This window comes from Paraflavitalea sp. (assembly GCF_059502485.1).
The window spans coordinates 116,138-137,482 of record NZ_JCACET010000004.1 but is presented as its reverse complement, the minus strand read 5'-3'; the positions used below and the strand labels follow the sequence as shown (position 1 = coordinate 137,482).

Genomic DNA, 21,345 nt, shown 5'->3' with positions numbered 1-21,345 from the left:
ATTTCGTTTACCGGGAGATGATATTTTCTCACCAAAATCCAACAAATGAAAAAGACCTCTATCCGCCTCGTATTAGCACTGGGATTATTTGCTATCACATTCGGTGCTTGTAAGAAAGACAAGGATGAAGCGGTTTCTGTAACTAAGGAAAATTTGCTTGGCAGCTACAAGCTTACTGAGCTTAAGCTTATTGTGGCAGGTCAACCTGTTGACTTGTACACTACCTACCTCGAAGCCTGCCAGAGAGACGATATTTATAAATTAAATGCAGACTTCACTGTACAGGTAAATGATGAAGGCACTAAATGTGGCCAGGGCGCCAGTTATTCATCTACCTGGGAACTGGATGGTAATTATATCGATATCGATGGTTACTCAGGAGACGTTAAGTCTTTTGATGGAAAGACCCTCGTTATTGAAGGAAGCGGTTCTCAAGGTGGCATATCCGGCACAGCTAAGGCCGTATTTGTAAAACAGTAAGTTACTTTCTACTGATAAAGAAAGGCCCATGCAAATGCATGGGCTTTTTTATTGCACCTATATATGGCTGCTATAAGCATAACATTTTATGAAAGGTATTTCCCTACAATGGGCACTCTTCTACCTACACCAAAGGCTTTACAGCTTACCCGGATGATGGGACAAAACTGATTTCGTTTGTATTCATTTGTATTGACCATCTTCAGTATCCTGCTTACCAGGGCTTCATCAATGCCTTTGGCAACAATCTCCTTTGGTCCCTGTCTTTTTTCGATGTATTGGTAAAGTACTTTGTCCAGCACATGGTACTCAGGAAGGCTGTCGCTATCCTTCTGATCGGGACGTAATTCGGCGGAAGGTGCTTTGTAAATAATATTTTCCGGTATCACTATTCCATTGCGGTTGATGTACCTGGCCAGTGCGTATACCTGCATTTTGTATACATCTCCCAGCACGCTCAGGCCACCCGCCATATCTCCGTACAAGGTGCCATAACCAGTGGCCAGTTCGCTCTTGTTGGAAGTATTGAGTAAAATGTAGCCAAACTTATTGGCAATTGCCATCAGCAGGTTACCCCTTGTGCGGCTTTGGATGTTCTCTTCTGCCAGGCTGAAGGGAAGATCTTTAAATACCGGCTTCAGCGTGGTAAGAAATGCATCATATACATCTTTGATCGGGATAATATCATAGGGATTGTCCAGCGTTTTGCTCAGCTGTTCTGCATCGCTCACCGAATGACCGGTAGAATATTGCGAAGGCATCAGGATGGCGCGCACATTTTCTTTCCCCAGTGCTTCGCAAGCCAGTGCCAGGGTAACTGCGCTGTCGATACCTCCGGAAGAACCCAGGATGGCTTTGCTGAAACCCATTTTACGGAAGTAGTCGCGAATGCCTAATATCAGCGCCTGGTGTATTTCTTTGATGTTCTTTTCGGCCGTGAGGTAATCGATGATCAGTTCGGGGTTGTTTATTTTTGACACCCGCATTTCTTTGTCGAAGTCTGTAGCCTGAGGCTTGAGATCCTCCGTCTTCGAGGCGGCATCTGACGGCTTTGCTCCATAATCTGCTTCATCGAAGGTGGCAAAGTCTTCTTCGAAATACTTCATCTCTTTCACGATCCTGCCATTAGCATCCATTACCAAACTACCGCCATCGAAAATGATCTCAGTTTGTGAACCCACCGCGTTGCAATAGAACATGGGAAGTTTATACTTCAATACATTGGCGCGGATGACCTCGATACGGTCTACATCGTGGTCGTAATCGAAAGGAGAAGCAGAGATATTGATGATGAGGTCTGGCTGCTGTTTGATCAGCTCGTCCATCGGCGCTATCCGGTACAGCGGGTTATCGCCAAGGTTCCAGATGTCCTCACAAATTACCAGGGCTATCTTTTTTCCTTTGAAAGGAATTACGTTGTGCTCGTAACCGGGTTCGAAGTACCGGTATTCGTCAAACACATCATAGTTGGGCAATAAAGTCTTTTGGGCTATGCCATGCACTTTCTTCTGGTACAAAAACCAGGCGGCATTGAACAGGTCTTTACCCGCTATTTCGGGGTTGCGTTGGGGGCTGCCTACGATAACGCCAATATCTTCTGTGTGTTCTTTGATAATGTCGAGGGCACGGTAGCACTCATTGATGAAATCATTGAATTCCAGGAAATCACGGGGTGCATATCCGCATACACTTAGCTCAGAAAACACTACCAGGTCTGCTCCGCGTAATTTAGCATGTTGTATAGCTCCTATTATTTTCCATGTATTGTCTTCGAAATTGCCGATATGATAATTCTGCTGGGCTAATGCGATCTTCATACAACAAATTTACAGAATGTAATGGTAGACACAAGATTTTGAAGTCCCCGGGGTCTAAACGCAAAAGGCTGCAAATTAATCATGTATAACAAAATTTTAGATTTATGTTTACAACATTATTCTCACTGAAACGTTTGTTGCACATGAAAAGAACGCTCCTCATTGCCATCGTGTTATGCACTTTACTCGCCTGTGGCGATAAAAAGGCGCCAGATGTGTCCAACATCAAGGTTACGCTGACTGCACAACGTTTTGACAAGGATTTCTTTGCCATCGACACCAATAACCTGATGCCCTCGCTGCAACAGTTGGGCCAGCAATACCCCCATTTTATTACCGACTATTTTCAAAATATATTAGGGCTTCCTCCTTTTACCGATGGTGGTGATGAAGCCTCTCAACTGACCAGGCAATTTTTACGTGACTACCGGCCTATCAAAGAAGCAGTAGATAAAACCTTTCCCTCCACCAGTGCTTTTGAAGCGGACATCAGGAAAGGGCTACAATTTGTGAAGTATTATTTCCCGGAATACAAGGCGCCGGAACGCGTCATTTTCTATATCGGTCCCATGGATGCATTGTACCAGGCATCTCTTGGCAGCTACGGTGATGCTATTACCAACGGAGGATTGGCTGTAGGCTTACAATTACACTTAGGTAAAGATTTCAGTCTTTATACCAGTGAGATGGGCCGCTCTCTGTACCCTGCCTATATTTCACGACGCTTTGGGCCGGAATACATCCCGGTGAATTGCATGAAGAATGTGATCGATGATATTTATCCCGAAAAGCTGGCCGGTAAAACGCTTGTAGAGCAGATGGTAGAAAAAGGTAAGCGCCTGTATGTATTGGATAACCTGATGCCCGGCACCCCCGATACACTTAAAATTGGATATACCGATCTACAGCTTAAAGGATGCTATAGCAATGAAGGCAGGATCTGGAACTTCTTCCTCACCAACAGCCTGCTGCTGAACAATGATCCCGACATGCTTAAAAATTATATGGGCGAAGCGCCTCAAACACAGGAGTTGGGAGCAGGCTCTCCGGGTTATATTGGTCTTTTCACCGGCTGGCAGATCGTGAAGAAATATATGGATAAGCATGCTGATATGAAGCTGTCTGCCTTGCTGCAAGTGCCTGCGATGGAAATCTACCAGGAGAGTAAATACAAACCGAAGTAACCTTACTTCTTCCCCATTTTTTGCCGGAACATTTCTCTTACCTGCTGCAGTTCAGTAATGTCTTTGAAGGCATCTTTGGGCACCAGGAAGAAGGAGCGTGCATCGAAGTACAGATGAAAGAAATAATGGCTTTCCACGAAATGGCTGAATAGATTCCAGGGCCATCCTTTAGAGCCACGCTCCGTTTCGAGCACCACCATATCGTCCTGGAAATGCATAATGAATTGATCCTTGAAGGTGGCGGAACGCCGGTAAATGCTGCCGGGCAGGATGCGCCAGATGACGAGCATGAGGATAAACCACAGGATAGAAAATAGCAGGAAGGACACAGCCTGGATATATTTGAGATAGAACATGACAGCCGAAAGGATCGCAAACAGGTTCACCAAAACCAGCAGTATTTTGATCTCGGGCCGGGAAAGAAAATGATACCGCAACGCCTGCACCACCTCTTTTTTATCATAGCCAAATTGAATCGTCATTCCTTACAAGGTTAAGGCGTAAAAATAAGGAATAGGCGTATACCACAGTTCCTATAATTTTGACGGGCATGAAAAACAGTATTAAATGGGGGTTAATATTTTCTTTGCTCCTGGCGGCCTGCCAGCAGCCACATGAACCTACTGTTATTACGCGCGGATTTTATTACTGGAAATCAACGCTGACTTTATCAGCCACAGAAAAGCAGGCGCTCGACACGTTGCAGGTAAAAAAACTGTACGTCAAGTTTTTCGATGTGGTGTGGGATGCCAATCATCAACGGCCGCTGCCGGTAGCAAAAGTCCAGCTTAGCGACAGCGTGGCAGCCTGGCTACCGCACCACAACATCGCCATTATCCCCACTGTATTTATTACCAACGAGTGCATGCAATCTATCGACAGCACCGCTATTCCGGAGCTGGCTGGCCGCATGCATGAATTGCTTACTGGCATTGCCGCCTTGTTTCCAGACATAGCTAACATTCAGGAAATACAAATGGATTGCGATTGGACTGCCACCAGTAAGGATAATTATTTCTCTTTATTGAGGCAGCTTCAAACATTGTCTTTTTTTCAGCAGAAAACACTTTCGGCTACCATCCGTCTGTACCAATGCAAGTATAAAGAGCGAACCGGTGTGCCACCTGTAAATCGGGGGTTGCTTATGTGCTACAATATGGGCAATCTAAAAAACCAGCAAACCCGTAACTCTATTCTTGAAGCGGCTGAGCTGGCAAAGTACATTGGCAACCTGCAGGAATATCCACTGCCACTGGACATTGCCCTGCCTCTGTTCGACTGGAAGGTGCTGTACCGCGATCAGGTTTATGCCGGATTAATACAAGGCCTACCCGATTCTTTGCTGGATCGACCAAACATATGCCGGAAAACCAGTAGCAATACCTTCACCGTTTTGCAGGATACTTTATTGAATGGTTATTCGTTGAAAAAAGGAGATCATATACGGCAGGAAGATGCTAATTTTGAGGAGATCATTCAAGCCACGCGGTTACTCAGATCAAAACTGGTTACTCCATCGATTACTGTAGCACTTTATCATCTTGATTCATTAACCCTTCATAAGTATTCAACCTATGAGCTGGAAGAAGTTTTTAATAGTCTGCATTAATATCACCTGTCTCGCTTTGCCTTATAATATCATTGGCTGCGCCGGCGGTGAACCCGATCCTTATGATTATTTTGTTTCTTTCTTCAACAGAAACAATTCGGATGCTAAAGGTTACGAACCTTTCTATTATACCAATTACCAATTTCTCTACCAGGAGAAGGAACCCGTGGAAACGGCCGACCTTACTTCTGCTGAATGGGTAGGGTATGGCAACAACAGCTTTACCGCCAATGATGCCCGCGCTTTTGTGGTGGGCTATGCGCGTAAGGATCTTTCCAGTCTGTATTATCACCTCGAAAAGAGTCAGCCTTTACAGGTGCCTGATTCAGTTAAGAATAACGGCATGACCAAATGGTTTATGAACAGTAAGGACTTGGAAGCGTTGGGTTATATCCTGTATGCCAAACAAGTGGAGCCCAATGTTACCGGAGACTGGACCACCTGGGCCCCTATCGAGCGGGATACCGCGAAGATGGGCAAGCTCATCAAGAATGGTCAGCAGTTGTATGCAGTAGCAAAGAACAATGCCATCAAATTAAGGTTAGCTTACCAGGTGATCAGGCTGGCCCATTATAGCCAGCGCTACGAGGATTGTCTGCGCTGGTATGAAGAGTTGGTAAAGCCCAATACTACCACCAGTATATTGCACGACCTCAGCCTTGGCCTGAAAGCCGGTGCACTGATGCGTACAGACCGGAAAGCGGAAGCTGCCGTTATGTTCAGCCAGCTATTCAGCAAAAGTGAGCTGAAGCGCGTATCGAACTATATGAGTTTCGACTGGTGTGTAAAGCGCTTCGATGAAAAGAACCGTAATGCCTTGCAGGCGCTTTGCAAGACCAATGAAGACAAAGCCAACCTATTGGGCCTCTTTGCCCTTGGCAGTAACCGCAATGAACTCAATACGCTCAAAAAGATATACCAGTTATCACCCAATGCTGCGCTGCTGGAAATCCTCGCCACCCGTGAGGTGAACAAGCTGGAGGAATATTACTTCACACCAGCCCTGCAATTTCAGCAAGGCAAAAAAGAAAGTAATATTGGTTACACAAGCATCAATCCTACCGATAGTGCATTTATCGTTTACCGCAATGAAACGAAAGACCTGTCTGCCTTTTGCCAACAGGTAGCTGCCAATAAAGCTGTGAACAATCAAGGGCTCTATTCTCTTGTGGCTGCTCACACCTCCATTATTTCCGGCGACTATGCCAACGCGCGTAAGTTGCTGGATGAAAGCAAGAAGCTCAAACTATCTTCCAAGCTGCAGGACCAATGGGCTATGAGCAACCTACTGCTTACCATCAATACCCAGGCAACCATCGATGCTGCTTTTGAAAAGCAATTGTTACCTTCTCTGCAATGGCTGGAAAAGAAGGCTGCTGCAGATGGAGAATATGCCCGGTTCTATCGCCGCATCTTTAGCGACATCATCAGTAACCGGTATCAAAAGACCAATAATACCAAACGTGTTCTCAGTATTGGTGTGGCCAACTGGATCAGCAAGGAGTTTGTTAAAGATGGCTGGGGCGGCTATTACGATCCCAATGCCCTGCGTATGCTGCGTTATGAAATGACGGCCGAGCAGGTAGAGCAATTGATCCAGCTGATGGAATCCAAGACCCTGACCGACTTTGAAAAGTATCTCGTAAGCCACAACGCCTTTTCCAAAGACGATGTAAATGATGTAGCAGGCACCGCCTGGCTGCGCCAGTTCAATTTTGCAGCGGCAGAAAAGTGGTTTGCCAAAGTAAGCCCTGCCTATTACCAAAAGGAACCTTATACCACTTACCTCGCCGCCAATCCTTTTGCCGATCTTATCCTTGACACGCATGCCCCTACCAAGCAGGATACGGAGAAGTACACCAAACTCAGCTTCTGCCGCAAGTTGTTGAAGCTGGAACAGGAAGCCAAAACCCTGAAAGACCCGGAGCAGCAGGCCAAGGCTTATTATGAGATTGCCAAGGGTTTATACCATATGAGCTATTGGGGCAATAGCTGGATGCTGGTCCATTACGACTGGAGTGGCAATGATGGCTTGCGTGGCGCTAATGAGACACAACCCGGCGATAAGGATTATTATGGTGTTTATAGAGCAGAGGAATACTATGTGAAAGCCTTCAACGTGTCCCGCGACAAAAACTTCAAGGCCCGTTGCCTGTTTATGGTCACAAAGTGCGATCAGAAACAAGTACCTGTACCTTCCTGGTCACAGTACAAGGAATACGGTGATTATAATAAAGCTCAGCTGCAATACAATAAAGACATCATGGTGAATCAGCGTTTTACCATGCTGGCCACCTCTTATAGCGCTACTCCCTTTTATAAGGAAGCGTTTACTACCTGTAGCTACCTGAAAGACTTTGTGGAGAAGAAGAAGTAAAACGAATTACACGAATTGCAATAAAAAGCCCCGGCATACCACCGGGGCTTCTTCTTTGGCATATCCGTTTGAAAGTATCCCCCAATCTATGGGATATGCCTTAGTACTTTGATGCTTGTAACTGAAAAAAATGTAATGATATAGCAACCTCTTTTTAGCGTAAACCACGTCCACATTTAGCTTTTCCGTTAGCCGCCTGAAAAGGAGTAATAAAACGGCTGCAAGAAGATGCGAAGATCATGGTAACGATTGCGATTGAAAGAATAGTTTTAAGTTTCATAAACGTCCAGATTGAAATTTTTAACAAGGGTTAAACGAACAATTAAACCGTAACTGTATACCGGATATCGTAAAACAATGCCAATTTTTAGCTCGGCTCTTTCGGCATGCCTAAATACCTGGCGTTCTTATAGTTCAACCGTCCTATTTGATATACGTCAAACCATGCCAATCCGGATTTTATTCCCGCAGTGGGAAGCGTCTGGGAAAAATTGCTTTAAAAACGGGGTACAATGTTGCTAAAAGCAACAAAATAGACCTTCGGAGCTGCAAGCTCCGAAGAGCGGCGTAAGCATAAAAAAGAATCCGCCCATGGAAATGAGCGGATGAAGTTTATGTTTAATAAACCGTCCAATATGTTTAGGTGACCAACCGGCTTTGGTAAGCCATAACCAGTTCTGCTTCCAAAGCCAGTCAGGTCAGGTCGATTGTTTTTAGTTTAGCTGCAACCCATGCTGTTGCCGCAGTTCAAGCATTTGTAGCAGGTACCACTACGGATGGTGATGTGACCGCAGGTGTTACAAGCCGGTGCATCGCTTTGCATGCTCTTGGCGGCCGCATTCACAGCATCCAGGCTGGCTTCTGCTTTCACCGGGCGGTAAGATGATTTTACCGGCTCGGAATCTGCAGGCTTGGTATTCTTAGGCCCCGCCACGATGCGTACATCACTCAGCTCGGGCTTTTGGTCATATTCTAATGATGTAGGAATTTCGTCCCAGTCATCCGTTCCGGTATTCATCACTTCCGGTTTGTCCAGCACATGCACCAGGTCGGTACGACCAAGGTATTCATACGCCAGTGCGCGGAAGATGAAGTCTACAATAGAGGTAGTGCTCTTGATATTCGGGTGGTCCACCATGCCAGATGGCTCAAAGCGGGTGAACACGAATTTCTCTACAAACTCTTCCAGCGGCACACCATATTGTAACCCGATAGAGATCGAAATAGCAAAGCAGTTCAGCATGCTGCGCATAGTAGCACCTTCTTTCGCCATATCGATAAAGATCTCACCTACCGTTCCATCAGCATATTCACCGGTACGGAGGAACATCGCCTGACCATTGATCTTGGCCTTCTGGGTAAATCCTCTACGCTTGGCCGGCAAGGTCCTTCTCTCTACTATACGTGCCAATTCACGTTTCAGTTTGGTATCAGGTGAAGATTGTACACGCTTTTGTACTTCTTCCAACAGCTCATCGATCGTCAACTTGCCCATGTCTACAATATTGGAAACCGGTGCAGCTGCTATTGTCGTATTCTCTTCAGCCTTTCCATCTTCCTGACTGTCGGCCTTTTTCTTCTTATCGCTCTTGTTGCTCAGCGGCTGGCTCAGTTTAGAACCATCACGATACAGGGCGCAGGCTTTCAGACCTAGCTGCCAGCTCATCATATAAGAATCGGCGATCTCTTCTACGCTTGCCTCATTGGGCAGGTTGATGGTCTTGGAGATGGCGCCACTCAGGAAAGGCTGTGTGCCAGCCATCATGCGGATGTGGCCATGTGCGTGGATGTAACGCACGCCTTTCTGACCGCACTTGTTGGCGCAATCAAATACAGGCAGGTGTTCATTTTTCAAGTAAGGAGCACCTTCTATTGTCATGGTACCACATACATAATCGTTGGCAGCTTCTATTTGCTCATCGGAGAAGCCCAGTGCTTCCAGCAGGCTCCACTCGAAGTTGAAATATTGCTCGGGCTTGAAACCAAGGCGTTGTAAACATTCTTCACCCAGCGTATATACGTTGAATACAAAACCGACCTCGAAAGCAGAACCTACAGCGGCATCCAGCTTCTTGATCTCTTCTGCAATAAATCCTTTTTCGCTCAGTGTCTGGTGATTGATGTGAGGAGCTCCGGCAAACGTTCCGGCGCCTACTGCATATTTTACAATAGCATCAATTTCTTTGGCTTTGTAACCAAGATTTTTCAGCGCGGTGGGCACTGACTGGTTGATGATCTTGAAGTAGCCACCACCACTCAGTTTTTTGAATTTCACCAGCGCGAAGTCGGGCTCAACACCAGTGGTATCGCAATCCATTACCAGGCCGATGGTGCCGGTAGGAGCGATCACCGTTGTTTGTGCATTGCGGTAGCCGTATTGCTCACCCAGTTTCACTGCATCGTCCCAGGCCTTGGTAGCAGCTTTCAGCAGGTAGTCGGGGCAATAGCGCGCTTTAATACCCACGGGCTTAATGCTTAACGCTTCATACTCATCAGCATCATAAGCAGCCAGGCGGTGGTTGCGCATCACACGCAGCATGTCCTGCTTATTCTCTTCATACTTCGCAAAGGGCCCTAAGATAGAAGCCAGCTCTGCGGAAGTTTTGTAAGCAATACCCGTCATGATTGCCGTGATAGCGCCGGCAATTCCACGGGCTTCTTCGCTGTCATAGGCAATTCCCATTACCATCAACATAGAACCGAGGTTGGCATAGCCAAGACCCAGCGTTCTGTAATCGTAGCTAAGCTGTGCTACTTCTTTGGAGGGGAATTGTGCCATCAGTACGGACACTTCCAACACCACTGTCCACAGGCGACAAGTGTACTCGAAGCCTTCTACATCGAAGGTGTTGGTAGCTTCATCATAGAACTTACGGAGGTTTGCGGAGGCAAGGTTACAGGCCGTATTATCGAGGAACATATACTCGCTGCACGGATTGGAAGCATTGATGCGACCACCCTGCGGGCAGGTATGCCATTCATTGATCGTAGTGTCATATTGAGTGCCGGGATCGGCGCAACGCCAGGCGGCATAAGAGATCTGGTTCCATACTTCTTTAGCAGGAATGCGCTTCATGATGCGGCCGTCGGTCCTGGCCTTCAGTTCCCAATCTGCATCAGCTTCCAGTTTCTCAAAAAACTCGTTGGGTATACGTACGGAGTTGTTGGAATTTTGTCCGCTCACTGTGCGATAAGCTTCTCCTTCATAATCACTGGCATAGCCGGCAGCGATGAGGGCGCCTACTTTCTTTTCTTCTTCTACTTTCCAGTTGATGAAGTCCATGATCTCGGGGTGATCGAGGTCGAGACAAACCATCTTGGCGGCCCGGCGGGTAGTGCCACCGCTCTTGATAGCGCCTGCTGCACGGTCACCTATTTTCAGAAAGCTCATGAGGCCGCTGGAAGTACCACCGCCACTCAGCTTCTCTCCTTCTCCACGCACCTGGGAAAAGTTGGTACCTACACCGCTACCATATTTGAAGATACGTGCCTCACGTACCCACAGGTCCATCAAACCACCATCGTTTACGAGGTCATCGCTCACGCTTAATATAAAGCAGGCATGTGGCTGAGGGCGTTCGTAGGCTGAAGTGGATTTCTTTAATTGTCCGTCTACAGGATCTACATAATAGTGTCCCTGTGGTTTGCCGGTGATGCCATAGCTTTCATGCAAACCGGTATTGAACCATTGTGGACTATTAGGAGTACAAGCTTGATTAATAATGCAGTATACTAACTCTTCATAGAAAACCTGAGCATCTTTGGCAGAAGCAAAATAGCCATAGCGCTCGCCCCATACCCTCCAGCAATTGGCCATACGGTGAGCTACCTGCTTAACGGAAGTCTCACGACCTAAAGAACCATCAGCCTGGGGAACACCTGCTTTGCGGAAATATTTTTGTGCAAGGATATCAGTAGCAATCTGGCTCCACTGTTTAGGTACTTCTACATTGGTCATTTCGAAGACAACCTCCCCGCTTGGGTTCCGGATCACCGACGAGCGATAATCATACTCAAACTGGTCGAACACACTGACGTCATCTTTGGTGAAACGGCGATTAAACTGCAAGCCTTTTGGAGATTGCTTCTTATTAGTCATAAGGTTAGTAATTAATAAGTTTACAATTAATAAAAATGATTGCTATCGGAGTCTTCAGATAGGGGTAGGAGGAGACGAAAATATCTTCCTAGTATGAAATTCCAATGGCGTAAATATTAACATCAGCATGCCTTAATGTGGATAAGATACTGGTTTCCGCACTGGCATTATATTTCTTGATTCATTGAATTTTTGACGCAGGTTTTGGGGCAAATTTTATTTGGTATTCACTGATAAAAAAAGTATGTTGAAAGTGGCCACAGACCGTAATTTCACCATCTTTCAAGCGTACCTTTTCTATCATGATTTTACGATAAAAAATATCAAAGTCTGTGATTAACAACAACCTCTGTAAAACATAGTTTGATACATCCTCATGTATATTTCGCCTATTTTCTTAACGCCATTTTAATTTAGTGTTTTACCTTGCCTGCATTGCTTTACTATTTTATCGTTTTATTTGTAAGCATGAACTACAGGAACATTGTCATCATCGGATTGCTATTGCTTAGTATGGATCGCGTTTTGGCGCAGACACAATTTTCAGGTTGGTTTGCGAGCTTCAATACATTCAAAATCAATACCAAGTTCAGTATACATGGTGAGGTGCAATTGAGAAGCACCGATCAGCTGGACCACCTGCAAACGTTGCTGCTAAGAACAGGTCTCAATTATCATGTCAATAGCAGGCTGACACTTACAGTCGGTTACGGATATATTCCTAATCGTCGCGTACTGACTGGGGGTATAGCCGGTTATGCGCCTGAGAGCCGTATTTTCGAACAACTGCAATACACCCATCCATTGGTGCTTGGTGGAGGTAAGCTTCAGGGCACACTGGCACACCGATTGCGCATAGAACAGCGCTTTATACCCAAATCCTATCCTCAGGGCAGTGAGTTTGTGAATGATGGGAACGTATATTCCAACCGGCTACGGTATTTCATCCGGAATATAACACCCCTCCAGACCTGGTCGGCAAAGGGTAGAGCCCCCTTCCTGGCGCTGCAAAACGAGGTATTTGTGAATGTGGGCGATAAGTCGGGCGTTAATGGGGAGTTCTTTGACCAGAATCGGGCATATATAGCCTTTGGGTACCGCTTTCACAAGAAATTCGACGCAGAACTTGGCTATATGAACCAATATATTAACAGAGCTGGCAAAGATTTTACGAATAACCACATCGTACAAATAGCCACTTACGTACGTTTATAAGGGATTATCCACATCGTTAATTAACTGCGTGAAAGCCAAAAACTTTTCGCATTTTTGTAACCGATCCAATAGCTAAGGCATGACGAATCGTATATACCAATCTCTGCTACTTCAGAAAGCGAAAGGACATAAGTCGTTTGCCGTACTCATTGATCCCGACAAGGTAAATGCGGCGAAAATAGATGAACTGACGACCCTCGCAGTGGAAGCAAGGGTAGACTACCTGTTTATTGGCGGCAGCCTGGTTATTTCGAACCAGTTGGACGAAGTGGTGCAACAGGTTAAAAAGAATTGTGATATCCCCGTGATCCTCTTTCCCGGCAGCCCTTCCCAGGTTTCCCGCTATGCCGATGCATTATTATACCTCTCCGTAATATCAGGCAGAAATCCGGAATTATTGATCGGTCAGCACGTGATATCGGCCCCGTTTGTCAAGCAGAGCGGACTGGAGATCATTTCCACCGGCTATATGGTGATCGATGGTGGCGCCCCTACTACGGTTTCTTATATCAGCAATACGGCCCCTATTCCGGCCGACAAGAACGAAATAGCCATGTGTACTGCCATGGCCGGCGAAATGCTGGGCATGAAGCTGATCTATATGGATGCTGGCAGCGGCGCCCGCCGGGCCATCACAGAAAGTATGATCGAGAAAGTATCACAGGTCATTGAAGCCCCCCTCGTCATCGGTGGCGGCATTACCGACCCCGAAAAGGCCTACCGTAACTGTAAGGCCGGCGCCGATGTGATCGTTATTGGCAATGCCATCGAGAAAGATGCTTCGCTGATCAAGGAAATGAGCGCAGCGATACATTCAGTGCCGGTGAAGGCGTCGTAATGTCCAATTTAAAGGCCTGCTTAGACATACGTTTTATACGTGCTCTATATTAATAATGTTAATGACCTGCTCTTCCGGTCTATGCGGGAGCGTATCATCCAAAAGCTTTTCCTTATCGGGATGAGGAGTTTCCTGAAACCAGTTTTCAATGAGCCAAAATTCCCTTTTAGTTATCTCATAATCATAACACACGGCTCCAAAAAGAAGGATAACTGCACCAATAGCGATTTGATAAACTCTTTCACTGTTGAATTTTTCTGCTGCTGCAGTATCGAAATAATAATTATAAAGAAAAGCTATTACGATTCCGGAGAAGGAATAAAAACAACAATAAAGGAAATTCAACAACGCCAGTTTTTTATCGACTTCTTGTTGTATGGAAACAATGAAATCAACTTTGGAGCTTCTTCTCAAATAACACTGAGTAAATAGTGCGAACTTCAATCTCCAGTAATTCTCATTCCCTTTTGCCGGCAACCTGCTTTTGCTTGTAGCTTTATGATATGTTTTTACAGCTTCAATAAGTCTTACCGGAACTTTGCGCCGGCATCTATAAATAAAGATGGATAGGGCGTAAAATAACTTATCTAATACCGAATGATGTATTGCATAAATTAAAACGCCAATTGTTCCGGCTAAAACTAATACCGCCCAAGGAGATTTTTCTAGATAATTACTGCAAAACTGTAAACTTTTATCATGTACATAAACAATAAGCATAACAGTGACAATACCTGATGCAATATACCGGAGCAATACCTGTAGGTAATCGGTAAAATTTTTCGCAGCTTCCATGAATGGAAAAATTTATTGTATGTTTTGAAGTAATACTATATCAACGTTGTTGTACAACCTTAATCGAAGGAGCTTCTTTTAGGTATTTCCCGTCTATCTGTAACACATTAACAGCTATTGGACTCCTTCGTGATCCATAATCAATAGAAACAGGTAGGGAGCCTGCACTATTTTTTACACCTACGATCATTACCTCTATTGGTTGAGTGGATTTTACCTGTTGAGCCTGGGCTTTTGAAATCAAATTCCCATTGACAAGTAGATTAAAGACAAGACAGAAAGCAATGACAGCCAAGAAAATATTAGTTAATGATACCTGTTTCATAAAAAATGAGTTTCTCTAATTTATGACAGGCATATAGCAGTACCACCGTGAAAAACACGGTATCATAATTGTTTTAAAGCATGAGAGGCGATCAATAAGCCAGCTTGAAAGTTTTTCCTTCTACAAACTGTCCTTTGGAATAAGTTATTTTAATCCTTTGCTCTGCTGAGAACCCGCAGGTTTCTCCGTCTTTAAAGGTTACATCATTTGTTACCACATAATCTGCTATAGACATCAAAAATCCTCCAACGTATCTAATACTATTAGTGGAATTGAGTATCTCCATCTCTGTTTTACCAAATGCCTTCAGCCCATACGTATAGGCGGAGTTTTTTCCATCAACACTTCTAAATCCTACATATATCCATATATCGAGCGGAATTGAGTCTTTCTGCAAGGAAGCTGACTGCTTCAGGTAATCGTCTTTGGGTATTAGTAACGATTGACTTCCCTGGTAAATTCCTATAGCATTCGTAGTCCGCAGCAATGCACAAATGACCTGTGTGAAAGCAGTAAAACGTTTTACAGGACCGCCATCCCCATTAAGAACGGAGACAATGATATGCCCTTTATGATCCTTCAGGTCTTCAACAGCCGTTCTCCAGTTATAAGCATATTGAGCAGTCCCTTCAATATCGCCACTGGGAACCGGCATAGGCATAAAACTGAGCGCCACCATTTGCCCGTCCACATCAAAAACAACTACTTCCTCTGCTCCGGAGGTCTCTCCTATTTGTAAATTATAATGCTCCCGCAGGTCTTGTACAACACTGCTAAAGCTAAATGGCTGTGCATCATGCAACAATACCATTCCGAGAATGACCTGGTCTGTTGCAGGCTCTTCTTTTTTCTTCTTTTTCCAGAACATATGGGGTTGGGGGTTATGGGGTATCCTTAAAAATAGCTCCTTTCCTTTAAAAATGAACCTTTCGGGCCAATTAAAGGCCCAACAGCGACACCCTAAATGTTTGAATTTTGCAATAGACGGTTTGATTAGCGTAATTTTCAGGATAGCCGGAGTCGCTAATTTTGTATCTCACACAGGTTACTCCGCATCGTATAACTGCTAATACTCGGGATTATGGAAAAGACAGAAACACTTGAAGACTTCTACCAGAAGAAAATGAATTACCTGCCACAGAACCTCAAGCAGGATATTGGCCACTTTAACGTGTTTAGGACAGAAGACTGTTCCGGACCCGGCTCCACGCCCGTGAAATACAGCCGGCGTGACTTTTACAAAGTAAGCCTCATGCGCGGTGAGTTTATTTTTCACTACGCCGATAAGAGCGTTCCTGTTTCCGGTTCTACCCTGGTATTCTTCAACCCCAAAGTGCCCTACACCTGGGAAGGCACCTATGAAGATTACACCGGCTATTTCTGCATTTTCAAAGAAGGTTTCTTCAGCGAAAAAATGCGCGGCAGCCTCAGCGAGTTTCCCATGTTCACGCCCGGAGGCAAGCCAGCTTATTCACTCACCAAAGAGCAGGATAAAGAGATCAGCCAGATCTTCCTGAAGATGCTGGAAGAGATCGGCTCCGATTATGTATACAAGTATGATCTGCTGAGAAACTATGTTACGGAAATGATCCACTATGCATTGAAGATGCAGCCTTCCGAAAGCATTCATCAGCACACCAATGCCAAATCGCGTATTACATCGGTGTTTACGGAATTGCTCGAACGCCAGTTCCCCATCGATTCACCGGCACAACGCTTTTCCCTGCGCTCGGCCAACGACTTTGCCAAAGAGCTGGCCATCCATGTGAACCACCTCAACAGGGCCATCAAAGAAACGACCGGCAAAACCACTACCGAGCACATTATGGAAAGGATCACCAGCGAAGCCAAGGCGCTGTTGAAACATACTAACTGGAACATATCAGAGATCAGCTATTGCCTCGGCTTTGAAGAACCTTCTCATTTCAATAACTTCTTCAAGAAGCAAGTAGCACTCACTCCTTCCGCTTTCAGGAATATTTAGATATAAGAAGAAAACAGGAAGCGGCGTCCTTCATTTGCAATGCAAACAAGACGCCGCTTCTTTATTATAACCACCACTACTTAAGGCCGCACCGTTACTTCAGCACCTTCGTTCCAATGTTTGTCTTCCGGTGTATAGTATAAATAGATATTGCTCGCTTTAGCTCTGTAAGTGCCCGGTATATCCGCTTTCAGATCGAGGTTGATCTTTTTGGTTTCATTGGGCGCAAAGCCCATCCAGTAGAACACCAGCCAGTTGTCGAATATTTCATAATACGCTACCTGGTTCTTATCCATCAATTCTTTCAATTGCCAGGGCTGAACAGATAAACCTGCGGGGATACCGATCTTCGCAATACTCATGGGCTGCAGCATGCTCTGCTTGTTGGTGGCTTCTATTTCCATTCGAACAGTTTCACCGATGGCAGGGCTCGCATTCTTCAAATGGGTAGCCAGCTGCAACACAGCCTTCTCACTATTCGGAGGTATGAAAGTGTTGTAAGAGACTTCCATACTATAGGGAACTCCTTTACCTTCTTTATCATAAGCAACCGAAAAACTGTTTTTACCTTCCTGCAAAGCAGTCCCGATATCACTACCGTTCACGGTCTTTTTATCATTGAGGGTGAAGAGCACATTCGCATCCTTCAAATTAGCGCTGGTAAGGTTCGAATATTCTACAATCGCTTTTAGCGCCAGCACAGTAGCCTGTGTAGATCCATAACCATAATAGGATTTATTGGCCATCAGTTGCGACAGGAGCCCTGCTATCCGTCCCAGGTCGGGTTGCGGCTGACGCATCAATGCCAGTGCATAAAAAGCCTGCGTCTCCACTTTCAGCGATACCCCCCTTGAATTGACGACACTTGTTTCAGAAGCCAGGGCTGTCTTACTGTAATGCTCATTCAAAGCATTCATCAATTGTTTGTAATCCTTGTCATTCTTCATGTTGCTGGCTGCCAGCGCCATCATCGCCATCAAATAAGCATCTTTGGTTTCGAGCGCTTCCTTCACAGCAGCTTCATATTCTGGCTTGATCTCATTACCAATACCAGCCTGCGTCAGGGCATATACAATATAGAGATGTGCAATCTTATTAGGCACGGAAGCGAATTGATCATACCCGCCGGTGGCCAGCTTGAATCCACCTTTGCCATCACGTCGGCTTAGCAGGAAGTCTTTGGTACGTTGCACCATTTGCTTGTCTACATCGATAAACTCGGCCATATCGGTAAACTCCAGCAGGCCATAAGCTGTCAGCGCTTCATGTGGCGGTGTTTTGCCAAACCACTCAAAACCGCGCTGTACCGTTTCAAAACCAAGCAGTCGCTTATACCCATTACTGATGTAACCCAATGCTCTTTTCTCTATTGCCTCGTTCGACTTACCACTGCTCTTCAGGTATTTCAGGATGAAAATATTGGGGTACAGAGAAGAGGAAGTCTGCTCAAAACAACCACCCGGCTCGCGCAGCATGGACTCAATGCCATCCAGCAGTTGCCCTTCAATACTGTGCAGTAATTTCAACTCACTATGCACACTGCCCGGTATCGCCGAACGAATATTGAAATCGTGTGTACCCGACTTGTTACCCGAAAACGTAGCGATCACCGGGAATCCCTTTTCACTGGCAACAATAGGCAGCGCCAATGTTACAGGATGCTTCTCGTTCATTACACTAAAGCGTATCGTATCACGCAGAGGTTTCAGTGCCTCCACTTGCACCAGCACCTGTGTTGAGCTATCCGGCGCCAGTTGCAGCTGACTTGCATAATGACCCAGTTTCAGACCTGATGGAAACTGTAACTGTATAGAGATCGATATTTCACTTTTGCTGTTGTTTTTGATCACCAACGGAATCAGCGCCTTATCACCCACCGTTAAGTAGGGAGGTATTTTTGCATCCACTGTCAGCATATCCTGCACGGCATAGGTGGCTTCAGTTCTTCCCAGGCTTCCATTATAGCCTATACCTTCAGCAATAGCCCTGAATGTGGTAGTAGCATCTGAATTGTAAAATTCAACGGTGGCCTTTCCCTGCCTGTCGGTTTGTACAACAGGGTTCCAGTAGATCGTTTCCCGGAAATCGGTTTTCTCTTTCACTTCAGTTGTCTCGTAACGCGGCGCATAGAACCGTCTCGCTACAGAATAAGTTACCCCTACAGCACGCACGGTCTGCGTACTGTAATAATATTGGGTAGAGAGATCGATGGCAATCTTTTCAGTAGTGAACTTTTTGGTTTCAATAATAATAACACCGTTCACTGCCCTGCTTCCATAAATGGCTGTAGCCGAAGCGTTTTTCAATACCGTGATCGTTTCTATATCGTTGGGGTTCAGGGAATGGAGTTTGAATTGTTCTACCGGCGTTCCGTCTACTACGTATAAAGGAACATTGGTACCAGCTATTGAGTTCTGCCCTCTGATCCTTACCATGGCATTATCGAATACATTGCCGTTGTTGATGACAGCAAGTCCCGCTACCCTGCCTTGCAAAGCCTGCACCAATGGCGCCGACAGGTCTTTGGCGGCTACTACTGTCACAGAACTTGTCAGGTCTTTCTTTTTGGCGGTGCCATATCCAATCACCAGCACTTCATTCAATTGAGCATTGGGTTTAAATGCATTCGTCTCAATACCAACAAAATCATCCACTTTATTGTCATTGGCCATCCTTCTCTTCTTCGCTAATCCCTGTGCCAGCAACACCTCTGAAACATATTTGCTTCTGTTAGCATGCAGCATGATCTTATCTGCCTGCAAAGGATTGTAGCCAATACCGTTTTGTATGATCTTGATATATGCTTTCCTGCGTTTGTTGTTGGCCTTGGCCAACAAATAATAATCATTCCCTGCAGTAAGCTGTGAAAAAAAGAACAAGCCGTTTTCACCTGTTTTAAAATGGATGGCATTACGCTGGTCGCGAACATTCACCAGGTAGATATCCGACTGCAAAGGATTACTTTCATCGTCGTTCACTACGCCACTCAACACATTGCCCTGGTCGAAATAAAACTGCAGCTTCCCTTCATTTTGAACATACTCGATAAAGTCGAAGTACCGATAGCCATGTGTAAGCATTACCAGGTCGAGTGCAGGAACAGCCTTCACTTCTTCTTTCTTGAAATAGAATACAGGTTCCTCCACTTTTCCTTTCAGCTCCGAACTCATCAGCAGCCACGATAAGATATGGTCCTGCTTATCATCTGCAAACGTCCACAACTTATCATCGACCACCGACAGTGAGAAGTTGGAAGGAATGGGTTTATCCTGCTCGTCCAGTGTTTGCAATGTCATTGTCACCTTCTCACGCGGCAGGTATCTATTCTTATCGGTAGTGATAGAGACTTTCAGGTTTTTGTTTTCATGCAGAAACACGATCCGTTCCGCTACCGGCAACTCCTCTGCAGCATACACGGTAAAACGGTTGATGCCCACCGGAAACAGCTTATCATCGACGGCAAGGCTTTGCTCACCTTTCTCCAATGTCAGCTCCCGGGTATAATAAGTAACGCCTCTTGATTGGCCCAACAGCTTTACTGCCACCTGGCCGCTTGATTTAAGCGACACCACTACTTTACCGTTCTCTTTGGCAACATTCATCACAATACCTGATGCTTTGGCCACTGGTAAACTAAACTGCTGGCTGATGTTGGCCGGCGAAGTGATTACCGCTTTGTAAGCAATCCCACGTTCTGGTGTAAAGGCAAACTTGCCCATACCGAAATGATAGCTCTCAAAAGCAGCTACTTTCTTTCCCTGATCGTCCAGTATTTCACCTTTCAGATCTGCCGCCTTGCCATTTTCGTTCAATGCCTTAAAAGCAATGTGAGTAGGAATACCTGCCACCAGGGTTCCCCCTTCGGGCATAAACTGCAGGTCGATCTTACTCAGTACAATGGGAATGCTCCTCGATATCGATTCAGTGTAGGAATCATATTGCACAGTTACGTTCAGCAATCCATCATTGGTGTTCAGCGTGGCGGGAAGCCGAAACTTTATTTTTGCTTTACCCTCGTTGTTGGTAGAGAATCCTGCTGTGGTAACAGCTGCACCAGCCAATGAAACCACAAACGTGCCGCTATGGTTCCTGATGGGCTGATCAAGCAGGTTTCTCATGGAGAAATCGGCCATCACTTCATCACCTGCACCATACCCTTTGCCGGGGAAGTCGAGCTTCAGCAACACCCGTGGCGTAATCACCTTTTGCAGGGTGACCTCTTTGGTAAAGAACGTTGCATCCTGCTCATTGCGCATCCAGGTGGTATAGGCCCTGAACTTATACACGCCGCCCTTCGCTTCTTCCCTGAAATCCCAGGAACCTTCTGCATAACCATGCTCCACTTTGTAATTCATCTTTTGCAACGTGTTGCCCGACGGATCAATAACATCTACATATACTACTTTGCTCACCGCCGAAGGGGTCTGGCTTTTGGCATCTACCACATATAGCTTGAAGAAAACCTGTTCACCCGGCTTAAAGAATACATGGTTGGTATGCAGGTATACTTTCTCTTTAGCTGCACCATAATCAGCTTCCTGTGCAAAACCCGTTTTCGGCAACAGGCTCATACAAACTATGCCCAACAAGGAAATATAGGAGTTGATGATTCTTTTCATAGC

Annotated in this window: 14 protein-coding genes; 7 read left to right on the top strand and 7 right to left on the bottom strand. The window is 45.5% G+C overall.

From position 1 onward, the window contains the following. The first annotated feature begins 45 nt into the window (after positions 1–45). Positions 46–480, top strand: a complete 435-nt coding sequence (locus AC5JBY_RS00615; protein WP_495902595.1) for a lipocalin-like domain-containing protein — start codon at positions 46–48, stop codon at positions 478–480. Between the two features lie 86 nt (positions 481–566). Here the strand turns inward: AC5JBY_RS00615 and AC5JBY_RS00610 are convergent, their stop codons facing one another. Continuing rightward, positions 567–2,297, bottom strand: coding sequence for an NAD+ synthase (locus tag AC5JBY_RS00610; protein ID WP_495902594.1), 1,731 nt, complete (start codon positions 2,295–2,297; stop codon positions 567–569). A 104-nt stretch (positions 2,298–2,401) separates the two neighbouring features. On the opposite strand from AC5JBY_RS00610, the gene gldB reads away from it, so the two are divergent. Further along, the gene (gldB, locus tag AC5JBY_RS00605) at positions 2,402–3,481 is read left to right on the top strand and encodes a gliding motility lipoprotein GldB (protein WP_495902593.1); all 1,080 of its coding nucleotides are present in this window, start codon (positions 2,402–2,404) and stop codon (positions 3,479–3,481) included. A gap of 2 nt (positions 3,482–3,483) precedes the next feature. Here the strand turns inward: gldB and AC5JBY_RS00600 are convergent, their stop codons facing one another. After that, positions 3,484–3,963 (bottom strand): YcxB family protein, encoded by a 480-nt coding sequence (locus tag AC5JBY_RS00600; protein WP_495902592.1) that lies wholly within the window; start codon positions 3,961–3,963, stop codon positions 3,484–3,486. A gap of 68 nt (positions 3,964–4,031) precedes the next feature. Here AC5JBY_RS00600 and AC5JBY_RS00595 point away from each other — a divergent pair, with 68 nt between their 5' ends. Both AC5JBY_RS00595 and AC5JBY_RS00590 read left to right on the top strand, forming a co-directional pair. Continuing rightward, positions 4,032–5,090: a hypothetical protein gene (locus tag AC5JBY_RS00595; protein WP_495902591.1), complete on the top strand. Its 1,059-nt coding sequence runs from the start codon at positions 4,032–4,034 to the stop codon at positions 5,088–5,090. Beyond that, positions 5,056–7,467, top strand: coding sequence for a hypothetical protein (locus AC5JBY_RS00590; protein ID WP_495902590.1), 2,412 nt, complete (start codon positions 5,056–5,058; stop codon positions 7,465–7,467). The genes AC5JBY_RS00595 and AC5JBY_RS00590 overlap by 35 nt, the downstream gene beginning before the upstream one ends. 718 nt (positions 7,468–8,185) lie before the next feature. Here the strand turns inward: AC5JBY_RS00590 and AC5JBY_RS00585 are convergent. Continuing rightward, positions 8,186–11,566 carry a vitamin B12-dependent ribonucleotide reductase gene (locus AC5JBY_RS00585; protein WP_495902589.1) on the bottom strand — a complete coding sequence of 1,127 codons (3,381 nt, stop codon included), beginning with the start codon at positions 11,564–11,566 and terminating at the stop codon, positions 8,186–8,188. A gap of 468 nt (positions 11,567–12,034) precedes the next feature. Between AC5JBY_RS00585 and AC5JBY_RS00580 the strand changes: the two genes are divergently transcribed. Continuing rightward, positions 12,035–12,781 carry a DUF2490 domain-containing protein gene (locus AC5JBY_RS00580; protein WP_495902588.1) on the top strand — a complete coding sequence of 249 codons (747 nt, stop codon included), beginning with the start codon at positions 12,035–12,037 and terminating at the stop codon, positions 12,779–12,781. A gap of 79 nt (positions 12,782–12,860) precedes the next feature. Further along, positions 12,861–13,619: a phosphoglycerol geranylgeranyltransferase gene (locus AC5JBY_RS00575; protein WP_495902587.1), complete on the top strand. Its 759-nt coding sequence runs from the start codon at positions 12,861–12,863 to the stop codon at positions 13,617–13,619. 33 nt (positions 13,620–13,652) lie between these two features. Here the strand turns inward: AC5JBY_RS00575 and AC5JBY_RS00570 are convergent, their stop codons facing one another. The 3 genes from AC5JBY_RS00570 to AC5JBY_RS00560 all read right to left on the bottom strand — a co-directional run bounded on the left by AC5JBY_RS00570 (position 13,653) and on the right by AC5JBY_RS00560 (position 15,607). Beyond that, positions 13,653–14,414: a hypothetical protein gene (locus AC5JBY_RS00570; RefSeq protein WP_495902586.1), complete on the bottom strand. Its 762-nt coding sequence runs from the start codon at positions 14,412–14,414 to the stop codon at positions 13,653–13,655. A gap of 40 nt (positions 14,415–14,454) precedes the next feature. Then, the gene (locus AC5JBY_RS00565) at positions 14,455–14,739 is read right to left on the bottom strand and encodes a hypothetical protein (protein ID WP_495902585.1); all 285 of its coding nucleotides are present in this window, start codon (positions 14,737–14,739) and stop codon (positions 14,455–14,457) included. Between the two features lie 91 nt (positions 14,740–14,830). After that, positions 14,831–15,607 carry a DUF4261 domain-containing protein gene (locus AC5JBY_RS00560; protein ID WP_495902584.1) on the bottom strand — a complete coding sequence of 259 codons (777 nt, stop codon included), beginning with the start codon at positions 15,605–15,607 and terminating at the stop codon, positions 14,831–14,833. A gap of 213 nt (positions 15,608–15,820) precedes the next feature. Between AC5JBY_RS00560 and AC5JBY_RS00555 the strand changes: the two genes are divergently transcribed. Then, positions 15,821–16,723, top strand: a complete 903-nt coding sequence (locus AC5JBY_RS00555; RefSeq protein WP_495902583.1) for a helix-turn-helix domain-containing protein — start codon at positions 15,821–15,823, stop codon at positions 16,721–16,723. 80 nt (positions 16,724–16,803) lie between these two features. Here AC5JBY_RS00555 and AC5JBY_RS00550 read toward each other — a convergent pair whose 3' ends face one another. After that, positions 16,804–21,342, bottom strand: a complete 4,539-nt coding sequence (locus AC5JBY_RS00550; RefSeq protein ID WP_495902582.1) for a TonB-dependent receptor plug domain-containing protein — start codon at positions 21,340–21,342, stop codon at positions 16,804–16,806. Positions 21,343–21,345 lie beyond the last annotated feature (3 nt).

Bases quoted from the DNA above. Each gene is read 5' to 3' on its own strand.
- AC5JBY_RS00615 (WP_495902595.1), top strand. From the start codon at position 46: ATGAAAAAGACCTCTATCCGCCTCGTATTAGCACTGGGATTATTTGCT.
- AC5JBY_RS00610 (WP_495902594.1), bottom strand. From the start codon at position 2,297: ATGAAGATCGCATTAGCCCAGCAGAATTATCATATCGGCAATTTCGAA.
- gldB (WP_495902593.1), top strand. From the start codon at position 2,402: ATGTTTACAACATTATTCTCACTGAAACGTTTGTTGCACATGAAAAGA.
- AC5JBY_RS00600 (WP_495902592.1), bottom strand. From the start codon at position 3,963: ATGACGATTCAATTTGGCTATGATAAAAAAGAGGTGGTGCAGGCGTTG.
- AC5JBY_RS00595 (WP_495902591.1), top strand. From the start codon at position 4,032: ATGAAAAACAGTATTAAATGGGGGTTAATATTTTCTTTGCTCCTGGCG.
- AC5JBY_RS00590 (WP_495902590.1), top strand. From the start codon at position 5,056: ATGAGCTGGAAGAAGTTTTTAATAGTCTGCATTAATATCACCTGTCTC.
- AC5JBY_RS00585 (WP_495902589.1), bottom strand. From the start codon at position 11,566: ATGACTAATAAGAAGCAATCTCCAAAAGGCTTGCAGTTTAATCGCCGT.
- AC5JBY_RS00580 (WP_495902588.1), top strand. From the start codon at position 12,035: ATGAACTACAGGAACATTGTCATCATCGGATTGCTATTGCTTAGTATG.
- AC5JBY_RS00575 (WP_495902587.1), top strand. From the start codon at position 12,861: ATGACGAATCGTATATACCAATCTCTGCTACTTCAGAAAGCGAAAGGA.
- AC5JBY_RS00570 (WP_495902586.1), bottom strand. From the start codon at position 14,414: ATGGAAGCTGCGAAAAATTTTACCGATTACCTACAGGTATTGCTCCGG.
- AC5JBY_RS00565 (WP_495902585.1), bottom strand. From the start codon at position 14,739: ATGAAACAGGTATCATTAACTAATATTTTCTTGGCTGTCATTGCTTTC.
- AC5JBY_RS00560 (WP_495902584.1), bottom strand. From the start codon at position 15,607: ATGTTCTGGAAAAAGAAGAAAAAAGAAGAGCCTGCAACAGACCAGGTC.
- AC5JBY_RS00555 (WP_495902583.1), top strand. From the start codon at position 15,821: ATGGAAAAGACAGAAACACTTGAAGACTTCTACCAGAAGAAAATGAAT.
- AC5JBY_RS00550 (WP_495902582.1), bottom strand. From the start codon at position 21,342: ATGAAAAGAATCATCAACTCCTATATTTCCTTGTTGGGCATAGTTTGT.